At 60.3% G+C, this 17,028-nt stretch carries 20 protein-coding genes; 8 read left to right on the top strand and 12 right to left on the bottom strand.

The window, feature by feature from the left end:
• Positions 1-59 precede the first annotated feature (59 nt).
• Positions 60-437: a DUF2892 domain-containing protein gene (locus RGM2987_RS26045; RefSeq protein ID WP_245145735.1), complete on the top strand. Its 378-nt coding sequence runs from the start codon at positions 60-62 to the stop codon at positions 435-437.
• Between the two features lie 263 nt (positions 438-700).
• Here RGM2987_RS26045 and RGM2987_RS26040 read toward each other — a convergent pair whose 3' ends face one another.
• On the bottom strand, positions 701-1,930 hold the full coding sequence (locus tag RGM2987_RS26040; RefSeq protein WP_245145734.1) for a hypothetical protein: 1,230 nt from the start codon (positions 1,928-1,930) through the stop codon (positions 701-703).
• 31 nt (positions 1,931-1,961) lie between these two features.
• On the bottom strand, positions 1,962-2,411 hold the full coding sequence (locus tag RGM2987_RS26035) for a YcgN family cysteine cluster protein (protein WP_245145733.1): 450 nt from the start codon (positions 2,409-2,411) through the stop codon (positions 1,962-1,964).
• A gap of 160 nt (positions 2,412-2,571) precedes the next feature.
• Between RGM2987_RS26035 and RGM2987_RS26030 the strand changes: the two genes are divergently transcribed.
• Entirely contained in the window at positions 2,572-3,165 is a 594-nt protein-coding gene (locus RGM2987_RS26030) for a nitroreductase family protein (protein WP_245145732.1), read from the top strand.
• Between the two features lie 257 nt (positions 3,166-3,422).
• Here the strand turns inward: RGM2987_RS26030 and RGM2987_RS26025 are convergent, their stop codons facing one another.
• From RGM2987_RS26025 to RGM2987_RS26005, 5 genes are all read right to left on the bottom strand, one after another.
• The gene (locus tag RGM2987_RS26025) at positions 3,423-4,355 is read right to left on the bottom strand and encodes a D-2-hydroxyacid dehydrogenase (RefSeq protein WP_245145731.1); all 933 of its coding nucleotides are present in this window, start codon (positions 4,353-4,355) and stop codon (positions 3,423-3,425) included.
• Between the two features lie 121 nt (positions 4,356-4,476).
• A complete protein-coding gene (locus RGM2987_RS26020) occupies positions 4,477-4,770 on the bottom strand; it encodes a YcgL domain-containing protein (protein WP_245145730.1) in 294 nt (97 codons plus the stop codon).
• Complete coding sequence (gene rnd, locus RGM2987_RS26015; protein ID WP_245145729.1) at positions 4,767-5,900, bottom strand: ribonuclease D; 1,134 nt, start codon at positions 5,898-5,900, stop codon at positions 4,767-4,769. The genes RGM2987_RS26020 and rnd overlap by 4 nt, the downstream gene beginning before the upstream one ends.
• A gap of 121 nt (positions 5,901-6,021) precedes the next feature.
• The gene (locus RGM2987_RS26010) at positions 6,022-6,663 is read right to left on the bottom strand and encodes a class I SAM-dependent methyltransferase (protein ID WP_245145728.1); all 642 of its coding nucleotides are present in this window, start codon (positions 6,661-6,663) and stop codon (positions 6,022-6,024) included.
• Between the two features lie 66 nt (positions 6,664-6,729).
• Entirely contained in the window at positions 6,730-8,379 is a 1,650-nt protein-coding gene (locus RGM2987_RS26005; protein WP_245145727.1) for a phosphoethanolamine--lipid A transferase, read from the bottom strand.
• 340 nt (positions 8,380-8,719) lie between these two features.
• Here RGM2987_RS26005 and RGM2987_RS26000 point away from each other — a divergent pair, with 340 nt between their 5' ends.
• Positions 8,720-9,652, top strand: coding sequence for a LysR family transcriptional regulator (locus tag RGM2987_RS26000; RefSeq protein WP_245145726.1), 933 nt, complete (start codon positions 8,720-8,722; stop codon positions 9,650-9,652).
• 3 nt (positions 9,653-9,655) lie between these two features.
• On the opposite strand, the gene RGM2987_RS25995 is transcribed toward RGM2987_RS26000, so the two are convergent.
• Both RGM2987_RS25995 and RGM2987_RS25990 read right to left on the bottom strand, forming a co-directional pair.
• Positions 9,656-10,021: a 5-carboxymethyl-2-hydroxymuconate Delta-isomerase gene (locus tag RGM2987_RS25995; protein WP_245145725.1), complete on the bottom strand. Its 366-nt coding sequence runs from the start codon at positions 10,019-10,021 to the stop codon at positions 9,656-9,658.
• Between the two features lie 101 nt (positions 10,022-10,122).
• Positions 10,123-11,037 carry a LysR family transcriptional regulator gene (locus tag RGM2987_RS25990; protein WP_245145724.1) on the bottom strand — a complete coding sequence of 305 codons (915 nt, stop codon included), beginning with the start codon at positions 11,035-11,037 and terminating at the stop codon, positions 10,123-10,125.
• A gap of 221 nt (positions 11,038-11,258) precedes the next feature.
• Between RGM2987_RS25990 and RGM2987_RS25985 the strand changes: the two genes are divergently transcribed.
• The 3 genes from RGM2987_RS25985 to RGM2987_RS25975 all read left to right on the top strand — a co-directional run bounded on the left by RGM2987_RS25985 (position 11,259) and on the right by RGM2987_RS25975 (position 12,953).
• Positions 11,259-11,450 (top strand): DUF1508 domain-containing protein, encoded by a 192-nt coding sequence (locus RGM2987_RS25985; protein WP_245145723.1) that lies wholly within the window; start codon positions 11,259-11,261, stop codon positions 11,448-11,450.
• 115 nt (positions 11,451-11,565) lie between these two features.
• Positions 11,566-12,372 (top strand): AraC family transcriptional regulator, encoded by an 807-nt coding sequence (locus RGM2987_RS25980; RefSeq protein WP_245145722.1) that lies wholly within the window; start codon positions 11,566-11,568, stop codon positions 12,370-12,372.
• 212 nt (positions 12,373-12,584) lie between these two features.
• Positions 12,585-12,953 carry a cupin domain-containing protein gene (locus RGM2987_RS25975; RefSeq protein WP_245145721.1) on the top strand — a complete coding sequence of 123 codons (369 nt, stop codon included), beginning with the start codon at positions 12,585-12,587 and terminating at the stop codon, positions 12,951-12,953.
• Positions 12,954-13,024: 71 nt separating this feature from the next.
• Here the strand turns inward: RGM2987_RS25975 and RGM2987_RS25970 are convergent, their stop codons facing one another.
• Positions 13,025-14,659, bottom strand: coding sequence for a methyl-accepting chemotaxis protein (locus tag RGM2987_RS25970; protein WP_245145720.1), 1,635 nt, complete (start codon positions 14,657-14,659; stop codon positions 13,025-13,027).
• A gap of 695 nt (positions 14,660-15,354) precedes the next feature.
• Here RGM2987_RS25970 and RGM2987_RS25965 point away from each other — a divergent pair.
• Together RGM2987_RS25965 and RGM2987_RS25960 are read left to right on the top strand one after the other, a co-directional pair.
• On the top strand, positions 15,355-15,708 hold the full coding sequence (locus RGM2987_RS25965) for a DUF6124 family protein (protein WP_245145719.1): 354 nt from the start codon (positions 15,355-15,357) through the stop codon (positions 15,706-15,708).
• Between the two features lie 268 nt (positions 15,709-15,976).
• Positions 15,977-16,174: a hypothetical protein gene (locus tag RGM2987_RS25960; protein WP_245145718.1), complete on the top strand. Its 198-nt coding sequence runs from the start codon at positions 15,977-15,979 to the stop codon at positions 16,172-16,174.
• On the opposite strand, the gene RGM2987_RS25955 is transcribed toward RGM2987_RS25960, so the two are convergent.
• Positions 16,159-16,467 carry an addiction module antidote protein gene (locus tag RGM2987_RS25955; RefSeq protein WP_245145717.1) on the bottom strand — a complete coding sequence of 103 codons (309 nt, stop codon included), beginning with the start codon at positions 16,465-16,467 and terminating at the stop codon, positions 16,159-16,161. The genes RGM2987_RS25960 and RGM2987_RS25955 overlap by 16 nt on opposite strands.
• Before the next feature lie 2 nt (positions 16,468-16,469).
• Positions 16,470-16,763, bottom strand: a complete 294-nt coding sequence (locus tag RGM2987_RS25950; protein WP_245145716.1) for a type II toxin-antitoxin system RelE/ParE family toxin — start codon at positions 16,761-16,763, stop codon at positions 16,470-16,472.
• Positions 16,764-17,028: the final 265 nt, after the last annotated feature.

Raw genomic sequence — 17,028 nt, 5'->3', positions numbered from 1 at the left:
GAACGAGGCAATCGCTCAGACAGTCAGCTTTATACCAATCCCCACACTGGAGACAGATCATGAGCGATAACAATCCATTCGAGCCGATTGAGACCACCCCTTTCCAATCCCACCCACCGAAGAATGTCCATGGTTGGGAACGTATTGGCTCACTGGCTGGTGGTGTGCTGATGATGGGCAAAGGCTTGCGCCGTGGTGGTGTGATCGGGCTGGCGCAACTGGCCATCGGCGGCGTGGCGCTTGCGCGGGGCATCACCGGGCATTGTTCGGCCAAGAGTCTGCTGGAGAAAAACCGCCAGAACCTCGACAACGCCCGCGCCCGGATCGAACAGGCCGGCGATGAACTGAGCCGCATGAAGGCCAATGCCGAGGCCGCCACGGGGACGGCTACGGTGACGGGCAATGATTCGCTGGTTTCGCCGAAAGCCGGGCTCTGATTTTTTGCGCCGGGGCTGATGGCCGCATCGCGAGCCGGCTCGCTCCCACAGTGTTTTTTTGGCGAACTTAGAAATCCGACACACCACAGCCCCCTTGTGGGAGCGGGCTTGCTCGCGAAAGCGGTGGATCATCAAAAACGATGTCAACTGACAGGCCGTCTTCGCGGGCAAGCCCGGCTCCCACAGGTGGGGCTGTGGTGGATCCGGGATCCGGACACACCACAGCCCCACCTGTGGGAGCGAGCCTGCTCGCGATAGCGGTATTACTGGAGTAACCGGGTATCGAGCACAGTAGAGCTGCCATCCAGCACATTCTCACTGAGCTGCACGAACTCCTTGGTATCCACCGTCTCCAGCCGCATCGCCCCCTGTAATACATCATCCAGTGAGCGCTTATTGCGGGTTTTCAGGCGGATCTCGCGGTCCAGTTCCTGGAGCAGCACCACCGCCTTGGCCACCGTGGCGGGGCTCAGTTGCTCGCCGCGCAGGGTCGTGACGCCTTTGCTGTCCCGCGCCAGCCGTTCGTTCAAGGCCTGGTAGCGCTCGTCGCTCATACCGCCGGCGCGGCGCAGCAGTTCGATGGCGTAGTACTCAGTCAGGCCTTCGCTGATCCAGTCGCTGCGATCACGGTCATTGACCCGCGCCAGCACTTGCATCAACTCCCGCAACAACGGGCTGCTGCCCCGCTCGCTCACAAGCGGTGGACGGCTGTGCAGGTAGATCGAGTCATGCCCGGACTGGGCCCCGCGCCACAGCGGATCGCCCGCGCCGACTATCAGCAGCTTGGCCGGATGGCGCGGCACCACCGCTTGCACCTGCGGCCAGACAAACGTGAGCAACGTCAGTACGTCCATCCGGCGCATGCCCTGGCCTCGGGGCGAAGCGACGGTGACTTCGGTCTCGCCCAAGCGCGTGCGGAGGCTGCCGAGCTTGCCGGCGAGCATCCAGCCCGTCGGGCGATCGAACAGGCGCGAGGGGTTGTCGATGCGAAAACGCTGCTTACCGATGCGCGGCCAGGGGGTTTCGATGCTTTTCCAACCGCTGGGCAATTCAACCTCCAGGCGGGCCACCAGTTCGACGCCGTCCTGCTGGTCGAGCCTGGCCGACGGCACCAGGTCGTCACCGCGCAGCAGGGCCCAGGTCGGGGTCATCCGGGTCTCGAAGGTGCCGCTCTTGCGTCCATGACTGATGCGCACCCGGTAGCTCAGGCTGGCCGTGTCGGCTGTCGGACGCCAAGCCCCACGCGCCTGCTGACCGGGGGTGAGTTGCCATTGGCCGTCCGCCTTGAAGTCGCTGTAGCGGCTGCCATCGCCGAGGTCGAAATCCAGGCTGCGCACCGCCGAACCCCGCGCCAGGGTCAGGCGCACTTCGGCCTGGTCGCTCTGCGGCAACAGCTGCACGTGATAATCCAGATTAACCTTCTGAGCCGCCCATGACGGCCCGCACACCGCCAGCAGCCCGACCGCCAGCATCCGTTTCAATCCTGCAGCCATGGGTTCTCCCGGTCGTACGGCGTCCGGACGCTCAGCCGGCGCGAAAAATCAGATGATCTTCCCAATCCTCTTCAGGCACGCTGCCTTCGGCCAGCATACGCCCGGACTGGGAAATGCGTTCATGGTGCACGGCGTCGCGATCACCGCAGACCAGGTGGTGCCACAACGGTAGATCCTTGCCCTCACTCACCAACCGGTAACCGCAAGTTGGCGGCAGCCACTTGAATTCATCGGCCTTGCCCGGCGTGAGTTGAATGCAATCGGGCACAAATTCGCGGCGGTTGGGATAGTTGGTGCACTGGCAGGTGTTCAGGTCCAGCAGTTTGCAGGCGATGCGCGTGTAATAGACGCTGTTGTCATCTTCGTCTTCGAGCTTTTGCAGGCAGCACAGGCCACAGCCGTCGCACAGCGATTCCCATTCCTGCGCATCGAGCTGATCGAGGGTTTTGCGTATCCAGAACGGTTCGACTTTGGCGGCCATGGCTCAAGCATCAACATCAGGTGGTGAAAAGGCCGACAGTCTAGTGCCGGGGCCTCTTGAGGCCAAGCACGGGCGACTGTCGGTAGTGCGGGGCTTGCCAGGCTGCGCGCCGGGACGTAGGTTGCTCAATTCCTCTTCCCCAATCCGGTCAGGTAAGCCCATGAGCGCCAATTCCCGCATCGCCGACTACGCCATCCATCCTCAGTTCATCGAACGCTGGTCGCCCCGTGCCTTTACCGGCGAGGCCATTGCCGAAGAAACCCTGCTGGGCTTTTTCGAAGCTGCGCGCTGGGCGCCGTCGGCGTACAACTCCCAGCCGTGGCGCTTCCTCTATGCGCGCCGCGACACGCCGAACTGGGAGCGCTTCCTGGGCCTGCTCAACGAGTTCAACCGCGGTTGGGCGCAACACGCCTCGGCACTGGTGATCATTGCGTCGAAAACCACCTTCGCCGTGCCCGGCGCCACCGAGGAAACCCCGGCGCTGTGGCACACCTTCGACACCGGTGCGGCCTGGGGCCACCTGGCGCTGCAAGCCAGCCTCAGCGGCTGGCACACCCACGGCATGGCCGGTTTCGACCAGGAACTGACCCGCAAGGAACTGAAAATCCCGGAAGGCTATGCCCTGCATGCTGCCGTGGCGATTGGCAAGCTGGGGGACAAATCCACCCTGGCCGATTACCTTCAGGCCCGCGAAACCCCGAGCCCGCGCCGGCCATTGAGCGAGCTGGTGGCGGAAGGTGAGTTCACGCTGTAGCACCCGCTGAAATCCCTGTGGGAGCGGGCTTGCTCGCGAAGGCGGTGGGTCAGCCACATCAATGCTGACTGATCTGACGCTTTCGCGGGCAAGCCCGCTCCCACACTTGGGCTCGTGGTGGACGCAAACCCAACCTTCACTGGAGCTTCCTGTGGGAGCGAGCCTGCTCGCGATGGCGGAGTGTCAGGCAACAACAATGTCGGCTGGTAGATCGCTATCGCGAGCAGGCTCGCTCCCACACTGGATCAAGGTGAGCCTCAATACCCCCGGGTGAAATCCACTTCCCCACGCAATACTTCGCCGGTTTGATAAGCCCGCAGGTTTTCCAGGAACAGCTGTGCCATCATCGACGGCGAGGTCGGCGCCGAGCTGTGGCCGGTCAGCAGCAGGCCCCAGGCGGTCCAGAACGGGTGGCGCTGGGGCAATGGTTCCTGGCGGCAGACATCGATCACCGCACCGGCCAGATGACCGTCCTTCAGGGCTTGCACCAGGTCGGCATCGACCACGGCGACGCCGCGACCGACATTGATAAACAATCCGGTCGGTTTGAACTGCTTGAACAGCGCTGCATCGTACACATCATGGGTATCGGGGGTGTTGGGCAGCAGATTGATGACGTAATCCACCTCCCCCACCAGGCGCGGAAGATCCGCCAGCCCGCCCACCTTGATGAACGGTGCCAGCTCCCGGGGTTCCCGGGCGATGCCATACAGCTGCACACCAAACGGCACCAGGAACTGCGCCACGCGCTGGCCGATATCACCGGTGCCGACAATCAGCACCTTGCGCCCCGCCAGGCCCTGCCCCTGGCGATTGTCCCACTTGCGCTCCACCTGGCTGACCAACCGCGCCAGCACCTCGCGCTCATGGCCGAGCATGTAGGTGAGCACGTACTCGGCCATCACCTGGCCAAAAATGCCGACCGCCCGGGTCAGGCGGTAATCACGGGTCAGGCCCTCGGCCAGCAACGGCGTGATGCCGGCCCAGGTCGATTGCAGCCAATGGGGCCGGTGGCCCTGGCGCAACAGGGTCGCCAGCAGGTCCGGCTGGCCGAGCCAGACCGGGCAATCGCCGGCCAATCGCGACAGTTCGGCGGAATCGCCGCTGGTCAGTACTTCAAGATCGGGTGCCGCCTGACGCAACAGCTGGGCATACACCGCGTGGTCGTGTTCGGCAATCAGAACGCGCATGAATCAAACCTTTCAAAAACAGGGCAGACGAGCGCCGACAGAGTGTCACTCCATCCATGCGATCGTCGCCAAAAATCATTCCGTATTTCAAGAACCCCCAGGACGAGTGCCTGGGGTAGCGTCAAACGGGGTCGTTGCGGCGCAGCAGCTCTTCGGGCAAATGCTCGATGTACTCGTCTTCGGCCGGCGGCATCTGTAGGTGATAACCCTGGGTGTCGAGGTTCTCCAGCACCTGGTTGATGTCTTCCCGGGACAGCTGCCGCTCGGGGCTCAGTACCAGGTCAAAAGCATGGATCGCCTTGCCAAAGGCCGCCATCAACGGCTCCGGCACGCGGGCCAGGGCATCGCTTTTGAGCACATACAAGTACATCTCGTTTTTCTTCGAGCTTCGGTAGATGGAGCAGATACGTTTCAAGGCGGTTCTCCGGCAGTGGCCAGGCTGTCGAGCAGCGCCTGGCCCATCAATTCGCGGCGCCAGCCACGCAGCGAATCGGGCAATTGGTAAGGGCCCTCGGGAAAGCCGCTCTTGATCAGCGCTTCGAGGGTTTTCTTGCGCAGCATCAGCTCTGGAGCAATCCCCAGGCGCTCGGCTTCAGCCTGCCCCAGCGCCCGCAGGCGCTTGACCAGCGCCGAGGCCTCGATGGGCAGCGGCTCGGCCACGGCCGGCGGCCACTGCTCGGGTGGTACGTTGGCGGCGCGCTGGATCAGGCCCAACAGGAACTCGCCGTCCTGGCGCACCGTGCGCGGGTGCATGTCTTCGATTTTTGCCAACGCGCCGAGGTTGTCCGGCTGCGTGCGGGCCAGCGGCCACAGTGAATGTTCGCGGATGATGCGATTGCGCGGCAGATCACGGGCCCGCGCCTCGCGCTCGCGCCAGGCACACAGCTCGCGCAGCACGGCTAATTGGGCACGGGACAGTTTCCAGGCCAGCTTGGCTTCGCGGTACACCTCGTACGGGTCGACTTCGCGACGCAGGTTGGCTACCAGCTCGGCGCCATCCTCCAGGACCCAGGCATATTTTTCGTCAGACAGCTTGGGACGCAACTGTACGAAAACTTCCGCCAGATGCACGGCATCTTCCGCGGCATAGCTGATCTGCGTCTCGGACAGCGGCCGTTGCAACCAGTCGGAACGGGTCTCGCCCTTGGGCAGTTCGATGCCCAGCACTTCCTGCACCAGCCGCGAATAACCCATGGAAAAACCGAGGTTCAGGTAAGCGGCCGCCAATTGTGTATCGAACAACGGCGCGGGCAGGCTGCCGGTCAGGCGCAGCAGCACTTCAAGGTCTTCGCTACAGGCGTGCAGCACTTTGAGCACCGCCGGGTTTTCCAGCAGGGCCGCCAAAGGCTGCCAGTTGTCGATGGTCAAGGGGTCGATCAGGTAGGCACGCTTGCCGTCACCGATCTGCAGCAAGCCGGCGATGGGGTAAAAGGTGTCGACCCGCATGAATTCGGTGTCGAGGGCGACGAATGGCAACTGCTGCCATTCGGCGCAAAACTGACCGAGGCTATCGTTGTCGCGAATCCAGTGAATATCGATGGCCACACGGCTCTCCCTTGAAGAATGGCGCGCAGTATATATCGCCGTCGGCGATTGCGAGCACCCATAGAGCAAGAGCCTGAGAGAAATCGCCTACGCAAAAGCAAGAATAGTCCTACATCAGGAGTTATCCGGTCTTACGCAGTACATAAACCCGGGTCAGCGCGAAACCGGGCAGGAAATCCTGATGCCACAGCACGCTGAAACCGGCCTGGCGAAACTCGGCCTCGATGTCAGCCTTGCCGGCCAGGTTTCGCTGCGGCGGATGGCCGATCTTCAGGGGGCCTTCGATCCGGACCGACACGATCACCGTATCGCGACTGACCCGATGAAATTCGCGCAACAACGCCAGGCGATGCTCGCTGGCGCAGACGTGGCGAAACAGTTGCAGACAACAAATGCAGTCCACCGCATTGGCTGACAGCCCGATGGTGAACGCTGAACTGGGAAACGTCTTGACCCGCTTGAGAAACGCGCCGCCATGGTGGGTGAGCGCGTGCTCGAGCATGTCCGGCGACGGGTCCGCCGCAAGGATCACCCGGTTGGCGTGCTCGGCCAGTACCGGCCAGAACCGCCCCGCGCCACAGGCCACATCCAGCACCAGCCCGGGCTCTCCCGCCACTTTCAGGGCGTTGCGCACCATTTGCTCGTCACGCCAGTACGCCAGGCGCATCCGACGAGGCGCTGGCTGGCAGCAGACCTGCGCGTGCTCCTGATCGTGATGCCTGGCGAACTCAAGCTCGACGGTGGAGGGAGGTAACCCGGACATACGAACCGCTCTTGGAATAGTTGGATGACAGGTTAAACACTCATTCGTGAAAAAAAGGTGTAGGAATTATTCCCGCGCCAACACCCCGTCGATAACCGCGCCGCGACAGTTGGCAAACATGTCCAGATCCCGGTTGTAGACCTGGCTGTTGACCTCCAGCAGTCCGAGCATCGAGTGAAACAGGTTGTCCTGGCTCAGGGGTTTTTCCCGGCTCAATTGCAGGCAATGGGTGTCGACCGAGAACGACTTCTGATAGCTGTCGGAGAACCAGGCGAGCATCGCCACGTGTTTCTGTTGCTCGGGGGCAAGCATGTAGGGCGTGCCATGGAGAAACAGGTTGTATTCGCCCAACGACTCACCGTGGTCCGAGAGGTACAGCATGGCGGTGTCGACCTTGTCCTGATTGGCCCGCAGCAGGTCGATCAGGGTCGACAACACATGATCGGTGTACACCAGGGTGTTGTCGTAGCCGTTGACGATGCTCTCGCGGCTGCAATTGTTCAGCGCGTTGCTCTCGCACACTGGGGTGAAATGCTCGTACTCCTTGGGGTAGCGCTTGAAGTATTCCGGCCCGTGGCTGCCCATCTGGTGCAGCACCAGCACGGTGTCCTTGTCGAGGGTGTCGATGAAATGCTGCAAGCCCTGGAGCAGGATCTCGTCGCGGCATTCGCTGTTGGCACACAGGGCCGGATCCTTGAGGTTGCTCACATCCTGCAAGGTGACCCGGTCACAAGTGCCCTTGCAGCCGGACTGGTTATCCCGCCAGATCACGTCCAGGCCGGCGCGCTTGAGCACATCCAGCAGGCCCTCTTCATTTTTGGCCTTGCTGGCGTCGTAGTTCTTGCGCCCCATGTTGGAAAACATGCACGGCACCGACACCGCGGTTTCGGTACCGCAGGAATGCACATCGGTGAAGGCGATCAGGCCGGCCTCTTTGTCCAGCGTTGGCGTGGTGTCACGGTTATAGCCCAGGATGCCAAAGTTCTCTGCACGGGCGCTCTCCCCTACCACCAATACCGTCAGGGATTTACGTGCATGGGACTGCCACGCCGGGTTGCGGCTGGCGTCCTCGCCCAACGGGATGAACGGTTGCTTGGCCGACGCGACCTGCTCGCGCAAGTAGCCGATCGATGCACCGATGTAGTTGCTCGGCACCACCATCAGGCGCAATTCATGGTGATTGCGAAACAACGAAGACAGGCCCTGATAGTTGGCCAGGGCAACCCCACCAATCACCGCCGCCGAAGCCACGCCCACCAGCAACTTACTTAACAGCTCCCTGGGCCAGCGACGGTATTTGATCGGTGTTTTTAACAATAACCAGGAAGGCAGAACACCGAGCAGTGCAAGATAAGCAAACAACTTCAGGGATAACAGATCACGGACTTCCGTGGCATTGGTTTCGGCGAAGTTACGCAACATCCCTGCATCGATCAGCACGCCGTACTGGGCCATGAAATACGCCACCCCGGCGCTGATCAGAAACAGCAGCACCAGCACGGGCTTGAGCACCGGACGGAACGCCACGAGGGTGAGTACCAGGTTGAACGCGCAGAAGATCATCACGCCAAACGCCACGCACATCAGCATGCCACGGCCGTCATCTGCGGTGATCGAGAGCAGGTGTTGCCACAGAACAATGTTGAAGCCTGCCAATAAAAAGGCACTGGCAACCAGCGTCACCCATTCCGGGCGCACGGCTTTAATAGTCAGCATGATAGTTGACGGCTTCCTGAAAGTTGCTCTTTGGAAAAGAAGTGCCGGAAAAGGAATGTGAAAAATTCGTTTCCTACGGCAGCACAAACTTTAGGTAACCCACCATCAATTTTTCGTGAAAAAGTTGCTAGTAAATTATTTTTTAAGCGAATGGACTGGACGAACCGAGCAACGGATAAACGCCCGGCTGTTGATCGAACGTCGTGTTCCCTACACTATCTGTCCCACTCCTGATCGTTGAACGGCCTGCCGGGCATTCTCCTGGGACTATCGTTCCGCTAGGATCACCAGCCTGGTTTGCGCACGATCCGCGCAAGGAGCACAGCGAGAGACAGAACGGATGCTGAACAGTAACGCCCTAAGAAAGCTCGATATGCAGGACCTCATGGTGTTTAGCGCGGTGTACGAGCAAAGCAGTGTCAGCGGTGTATCCGAGGCGCTGTGCGTCAGCCAGTCCACCGTCAGTTATTGCCTGAAGAAACTGCGGACCTGTTTCGACGACGAACTGTTTACCAACACCCGCAGCGGCATGCGCCCCACCTGCAAGGCCGTGAGAATGTACGACCATGTGCAAGCGATCCTGCAAAGCATCAACCTGTGCCATGCCGGTACGCCAACATTTGATCCGACACGCCAGGCGGTGACCTTCAACATCTGCGCGCCGGAATACTTCGAGCATTTGATCCTGCCGCAACTGCTGCAAGGTTTCGATTACGCCGACCTGCCGGTCGTCGTGAACGTGCACAAGCTCGAGGCCGACATTCCGGCCGATGGACTGCGCGACGGCAGCCTGGACCTGGTGATTTGCTTCGGCCCCAACTTCCACAGCAATCATGCCGACCTACTATCCCGGCAACTGCTACAGGAGGATCTGGTCTGTGTCGTCGATAAACGGGCAGCGCCCCTGGAACCGCAATTGAGTCTTCAGACGTTCGTACGGCGCCGGCACATCTTTCCGACGCCCTGGACGTCACCCACCAACATGGTGGACGGGTGGCTGGCGCAACAGGCCCAGCAACGGCAAATCGCCGCCCGCGCCAACAGCTACAGCGCCGCATTGAAGATGATCAGCGGCACCGACTTCATCCTCACCCTGCCCCGACGCATTCAGAGGCTGCTGGCCAGCGAGGCGACGTTCAATCACCACGAAGCGCCCAATGGTCTGCCTGGGTTTACCCTGGACATGCAGTGGACCCAGGCGGCCAATCAGGACAGTGCCAATACCTGGCTGCGCGAACAGATCATCAAGGCCTGCGCCGGGCGAGACGCCTGATCATCACTGGCCGGCCAAGGCCTTCCCATAGGAACCTCTGTCGAGATCGACGATTTCCACGCACAACTGCACGGAAACCTCAGCCGGCCACTGACAAAGGTCCTGGAGCACGGCCAGCAGACTATCGGACAGCTGTTTCTTGATCGTCGGTGATCGACCGCCCAGCAAGGCCAGCTTCACATAAACGAAACCACGCTCACCCATACCGGTGCCGACCCGGAACGTCTCAAGCTTTATGGCCCGGCTCTTGATGTCCGGCTCGGCGGCAAATTGGCCGGAAGCCACCAGTGCATTATTCAGGCGCAGCAGCGCGACATCGGCCTTGAGCTCCGGCAGGTTGGCGGTGTACTCCAGGTGCAGGTGAGGCATGTGTTCGACTCCATTTCGAAAATATGGTGAGGTGATTCCAACCGTCGCAACCTTACCGCGACTTTATTCCTGGCGGCAGATTTTGTTTCGCCGCGCGCCGTTCACGGTTGCCCACGCTCCCCCATGAACGCCTCCAGCCGAGAGCGCAACCAGCGTTCAGCCGGATCGCTGTCGACATGGCTCAGCCAGACCATGGACAGGTCCAGGTTCGGGGTCTTGAAAGGAAACGGTTCACTGAACAACTGACCCGACGCGGCCATGGCGGCGGCGGTGTAATCCGGCAGGCTGGCGATCAGGTCAGTGCCGGCCAGCAGCGCCGGCAAGGCGCTGTACTGCGGCACCGACAACACGACCTGACGCTGGCGGCCGATCTCGGCCAGCCATTCGTCAGCGAGACCGGCGACATTCGCAGTGTGGGACACCAGCACATGGGGTCGTGAGCAATATTCGTCGAGGGTCAGCGGCGTGTCGGACGCATCGGCGCGCAACACCCGAGGCTGGATATGTCGCAACAACTTGCGCTTGGCATTGGCCGGCAACCCGCGCGTCTGGCTGATACCCACGGTGATATCGCCCGATGCCAGCAGATCGGGAATGCGCCAGTAATCCGCATGCTGGACCACAAACACCACGTTCGGTGCTTCCTGGCGCAGACTGCCCAACAACGGCGGCAGCAGCCCGAACTCCACGTCGTCCGAAAGCCCGATGCGAAAGGTCATGGTGCTGCTGGCAGGGTCGAAATCATGCGTCAGGCTCAGGGCCATCGACAGCGAGTCCAGCGCCGGCGACAGATGCCGAATGATCTCCTCGGCCCGGGCGGTCGGTTCCATGCGATGGCCGACGCGAATGAACAGCGGATCGTTGAACATCTTGCGCAGCCGATTGAGCGCCGAGCTGATGGTCGGCTGGCCCAGGAACAGTTTTTCCGCCACCCGGGTCACGTTGCGCTCAAGCATCAGCGTTTCGAACACCACCATCAGATTGATGTCAGCCTTGCGCAATTCGTTGCGGTTCATCTACTGCTCCTTTTCCCTGAATGCATGCAGTGTAGGAACGGGGACGGGGACGCGTCCATCCACATCAAGCCCAAGCCACAATCTCTGCCGGACCGATCCCTCGGTAATATCTGATAACCAATGGAAACGAATTTCCCGTAGCCAAAAACTTCAGCTTGGCTAGGCTTGCAGCCACATGTGCAACACATGTCTTGAATGAATCAATCGCAGGGAGCGAATCGATGTACTTTGAAATCTACCGTCAGACCCGAGGCACCCAAAGCAGTGGAAGAGGCCAATGGCGCTGGCGCCTGAGGGCCGGCAATCACGAGACCATCGCCAGCGGCGAGTCCTACGTGAACAAGAGTGACTGCCTGCACGTGATCGGGCTGATCAAGAACGTCCAGGGCGAGACGCCTGTGAAGGAGATCTGAACAGCCTCGCGCTGTATCGACAGACAGGCTGTCTCCAGGGCCTGTCTGGTCTTTGTATTCGCACTTTCTCCAGGCTCAGGTATGGTGCGCAGACAACCGTGAGAGGCCGGTCGCAATGACCCTATCCAACCACCATCGCGACTGGCTGCTGCGGGCTCCAGAGTCGAAGAAACTGGAACGCATCGAAGCCTATTTCAGCGGCCATGGCTACAGCGCACACCGGCATGACACCTATGCCATCGGGGTCACGCTTGCTGGCGTGCAGAGCTTCAATTATCGCCACAGCAAGCGTCATAGCCAGCCCGGCGGAACCATCGTCCTGCACCCGGACGAAATCCACGATGGCGAAGCCGGGACAAGCGACGGTTTTCGTTACCGGATGTTCTACATAGAGCCGTCGGTGATCCAGCAAGTGCTGGGGGGCAGGCCGCTGCCCTTCATCGAGGGGGGACTGTCTAGCGATCCTCGTCTCAACATCGCGACCCGTCGGTTACTGAGCAGCATCGATCACTCTCTCGATCCGTTGGAGGAAGAAGACGCCATCTATGATGTGGCCCAGGCCCTCGACCTCGCCGCCGGCAACCGGCGTGGCCGGCGGTTGCTCGACTACCCTGCGGCAGAGCGCGCACGCCTGTTCATCCATGATGCCCTGGACCAGGTGATCACCCTGGACGGCCTGGTGCAGGCCAGCGGCCGGGATCGCTGGAGCCTGTCCCGGGATTTTCGTGCGTTGTACGGCACCAGCCCCTATCGCTACATCACCCAGCGCCGCCTCAACGAAGCCCGTCGCCTGGCCTTTCAAGGCGTGGCATGGAGCGAGGTGGCGCTGGCCTGTGGCTTTTTCGATCAGAGCCACATGACCCGCCTGCACACCCAGGCCTTCGGCATTTCACCGGCGCGTTGGTTGAACATGCTGCGATGAATTCAAACTCAGCCCCCCTGTGGCGAGGGAGCTTGCTCCCGCTTGAGTGCGTAGCGCTCACAAGGAGGGTTTGCTGCGCCCGAAGCGTCGGACCGTCCCAGCGGGAGCAAGCTCCCTCGCCACAATCGATTCTCGTAAGCTGCACAATCGTACAATCCCTCCCCGGTGCCGGGCAGTAAGGTGGCGCTTTCCACCTCATTCGAGTCCTCGCCATGACCCATTACGCGCCTATCAACTTCGCCGAGAAATACGCCCTGTTCCACGACCAATGGGCCCCTAAAGTCGTGGCCGAGATGAACGACTACCAGTTCAAGATCGTCAGGCTGGAGGGGGATTTCATGTGGCACGTCCACGCCGACACCGATGAAACCTTCATCGTGCTGGAGGGCGAGCTTCGAATCGATTTTCGCGACGGCGCGGTGACCATCGGCACGGGCGAGATGTACGTGGTCAAAAAAGGCATCGAGCACAAGCCCAGTGCCGAGCGGGAAGTGAAATTGTTGCTGATCGAACCCCGTGGCGTGCTCAATACCGGTGAAGAAACCAACGAGCGAACCGCGATCAATGATGTCTGGATCTGAGCGCACACCCAGCGCAATCACCGGATGATGATTGCGCTGGGCTCACGCTCAATAACCAGGATGGACCGAACTCAGGTGCGGAAGCGGCCGGTCAGCTCCGCCAGGTTTTTCGACAAGCTGGAAAGCTGCCGGCTGGCGTGCATGCTCTGGGCCGAGTTCTCGGCGGCTTCGTTGGACAAGTCGCGGATGTCGGAGATATTGCGGGCAATTTCCTCGGTGACGCTGCTCTGCTCCTCGCACGCATTGGCAATCTGCGCGGCCATGTCGTTGATCCGCTGGATTGAGCCGCTGGTGCCGCTGAGCACCTGATCGACGCCGGCGGCGCGTTCGACGCTGTCCCGGGCCTTGTTGCTCCCGACCTGCATGGCCTGCACCGCCTTGGCAACACCGGACTGCAGGCGTTCGATACGGACCTGGATGTCCTTGGTCGAATCCTGGGTACGCGCCGCCAACGCCCGGACTTCGTCGGCCACGACGGCAAACCCCCGGCCCTGCTCGCCCGCCCGCGCCGCCTCGATGGCCGCGTTCAACGCAAGCAGGTTGGTCTGTTCGGCAATGCCGCGGATCACTTCGAGCACCGCGCCAATGCTGGAGGTTTCCTGGGCCAACGCCTCGATGGTGCCCGAAGCGCTCTCCACTTCCTGGGCCAACTGGCGGATCGATTCAATGGTGCTGCTGACCACCTCGGCGCCATCGCGAGACTGGCTGCTGGCTTGTTGCGCAGCGTCCGAGGCACCCACGGCATTTTGCGCCACCTCATGCACGGCGGCGCTCATCTGGGTCGCGGCGGTACTCACCTGATCGAGCGCCGCATGCTCACTGCTGATCAGTTGATCGTTGGTCGCCGCCATATTGGCCATCGCACGTGCCGCGGCATCCACCTCACCGGTGACCCGGCCCACTTCGGCGATCAATGGCTGCAATTTATCGAGGAAGCGGTTGAAGGCGCTGCCAAGCTGCCCCAGTTCATCAGCCGAACGCACCTCAAGACGCCCCTTCAGATCACCCCCACCCTCGGCAATCTGCTCGACGCGATGCAGCAAACGACGCATGGGGCTCAACACCACCATGGGCAAGGCCACGATCAACAGCGCGCACCCGAGCAGACCGATCAGCAAAATGCCACCCTGTTGCACGCCCACCGCCTGCCCGTGATCTATGGCCGCCTGACCCTCGCGGTTGGAGGCCGCATCTTCCAGCTCACCGAGCTTGTCGATGGCGTCACGCATGGTATCGAACTTACTTTCGCCCTCACCGAAACTCAGCGCACTGGCCGCCTGCGGATTGCTCGCCGCCTGCTCGACCACTTGCCGGGAAATCTGCGACCACTGGGCAAAGCGATCATTGAACTGACTGACCAACGCCATCGCCTCGGCCCCAGGCTGCATCGCCGCATATTTCTGCACGCGGTCATAGGCCTGCTTCAGATTGTCCCGATGACTGGCGCGCAACGCCTCCGAATGATCCCCGGCATTACCGCCCAACAGGCTGCGCTCGGCGACGAAAGCCTGGTAGAGATCCCGGTCGGCGTTGAGCAACAGGCTGATCGCCGGCAGATACCGTTTGGTCAACTGAGTACTGGACTCAGTCACCTGCCCAATCCCCCGCATGCCTGACCACCCCATCAGCACCAGCAGCAACGCCAGGAACGCAATGGGCAAGGTGATTTTCCAGCGGAAGCCCAGATCGGCGAAAAACCGTGGCATGGGTACTGCTCCTTTTCGAGGGTATGTCTTTAGCTATCGGCAGAGGTGGGTTCTGCTAGAGAGACGGTAGACCAAATTGTCACAGGGTGGTGACGTGCGATGGAGAATCGCACTGGGAACTGCTTGGCTCGGTGAGGGAGAGAACGATCAGGATCTGCTTGGCTTTCCGTGGCGAGGGAGCTTGCTCCCGCTGGGCTGCGAAGCGGCCCCTTTTCTGTGAGTGCTTCGCACTGGAACGCCAGCCCGGTCAAGCGGGAGCAAGCTCCCTCGCCACGGGTGCACTCCAGCTTTAAACAGTGGGCGAGTCTTTACTTATAGGCGCCGTCTCAGCAAGACGAGTAGCCAGTCCTACAACCATACATACCCGGAAACACCAACCCCATGGATCCCGGCTACGTTACCTTGCGCCTTTGCCTACAACTAAGCCAGAATCCGCCCGCTTGTGCGCCTTGGTTCCCGCCCCTATCGTTTCCAGGTCGCTGAAAAATCAGCGATCGGGTTTAGCGACTCGGATCATTAGGACATGAGCGCTCCATGCTTTTTGCAGGCTTCACTGCAATTACGTCATGGCGGCTGTATGTAGGAGACCTTCGGGTCTGCCGGGTGCCTATGACCGGTTCGCTAACCTGCGTACAGTCGCCACCATTCTGTTTAGCGACAGATCTTGGCGGCTCCATACTTATAGGAGCGTCACCATGTTCAAGGCCACCCCCAACCCACCGGAAACGGACGCCAGCTCCGCCGGCCTCGATCCAAAAAAAGTCCAAGAAGCTACCGACAGGGCGCTGGATTACTACTTGAAGCCAAAGGAAGCCGACACTAAAAGCGATCCATCACCGGCTCAGCTCTTCACAGTCGTTGAGGGCATCGACAATGAAACCCTGCTCGCCAACCTCAGCGAAAACCTGGCCTCGGCCAACGCCATGATCAACGACCTGACATTCGACCTCGAAGGGTCACGCCGACGTGTGGCAATGGGTATTCTGCAGGTGATCGAACTGAGCGAACTGTTGGCGAATCGAGTGTTGGATAACATCGATCCGCGCTAGCGAAGCAAACCTCAAACGATCAGGCCTCTGGAGTGCTCAGACATTTCAGAGGCTTGATCGACGGGTCTCTCAATCTTCTCCAGATTTACTCCCTCGAAGCGACTGACCAGATGAGATAGAGCGCTTCTCAGCGGCGAAAGCCGTAACCCGCGCAAGGCGGTTCGCAAGTGGTGTCTGGATCTGCTTTACCGAACACGAAAAAAGGCACCTATGGCATCTTTTTTCGTTTCTGCCCAAGTAATACCAAGAGGCTATCTAGAGAACTCCGATGAAGACCATAAAAGCCGACAGCACACACAAAAAAATCGCTCAAGACCAGCTGACGTTTGCTGACGTCCGACAAGCAGCGCGTGCTGGTCTAAAAGCGTTCGATAAATTTGTACTCACTGGCAAGCTTCCTATTACTCATAATCGTGGCCTGCTCCCAATCACCACTGTCCAATCCCTTCTTCAGGCAGGTGAATGATTAGCCGCATGCCCAGGCTGTGCATGAAGATCAATGCCTAGCGCATGAATGACCTTGAGTACGGTATCGAATCTCGGTTTTGATCCGGGGGCGAATGCCTTGTACAAGCTTTCTCGTCCCAGGCCGGAGTCTTTAGCGATCTGCGCCATGCCTCGGGCCTTGGCTACATAGCCGATCGCTCGGAGAAACTCCTCGCTATCACCATCAGCCAACACCTGAGAAAGGTATTCACTGATCGCTTCGTCGCTATCGAGTAGTGCCGCCATGTCGAATGTCGTCAGGTGTTGGCTCATGCTCAAATCTCCTTTGCCAATTTCTTCGCTCGCCGGATATCAGCACTCTGTGAAGACTTGTCGCCTTCAGCCAGTAGCACGATGACCACTCCACCGCGCATGGTGAAATAGACCCAGTAGCCAGCGCCTACATCCACACGCAACTCTGAAACACTGTCACCGACAGGTTTCACATCGCCCAGGTTACCTGCTGCGGCGCGATTGATGCGGCGGGCGATTGCGATTTTTGCTCGCAGATCACGAACCGATGAATGCCAAGCAGTAAACGTCTGCGTTTGCTGAATGAGATAATTCATGGGCGGACCGTATCCAGTTGGATACAGAAAGTCAAGATGCTGATGCTGGTCATCCCTCCGTATTCTCAATCCGGGATGAGGGAGGAAATGGAACAGACCACGATCTGATATGAGTGAACTCAAACTGTGGTCTGTCCCCAGTCTTTGTGCGCTCATAGAAAAGGGGCCGCTTCGCAGCCCAGCGGGAGCAAGCTCCCTCGCCACGGATGCATTCCAGCTCTAAACAGTGGGCGGGCTTTTACTTATAGGCGCCGTCTCAGCAAGA

Source organism: Pseudomonas sp. RGM2987, assembly GCF_022952855.1.
Classification (GTDB): Bacteria; Pseudomonadota; Gammaproteobacteria; order Pseudomonadales; family Pseudomonadaceae; genus Aquipseudomonas.
The sequence above is the reverse complement of the archived record's forward strand: the minus strand, read 5'-3'. Positions and strand labels throughout refer to the sequence as shown.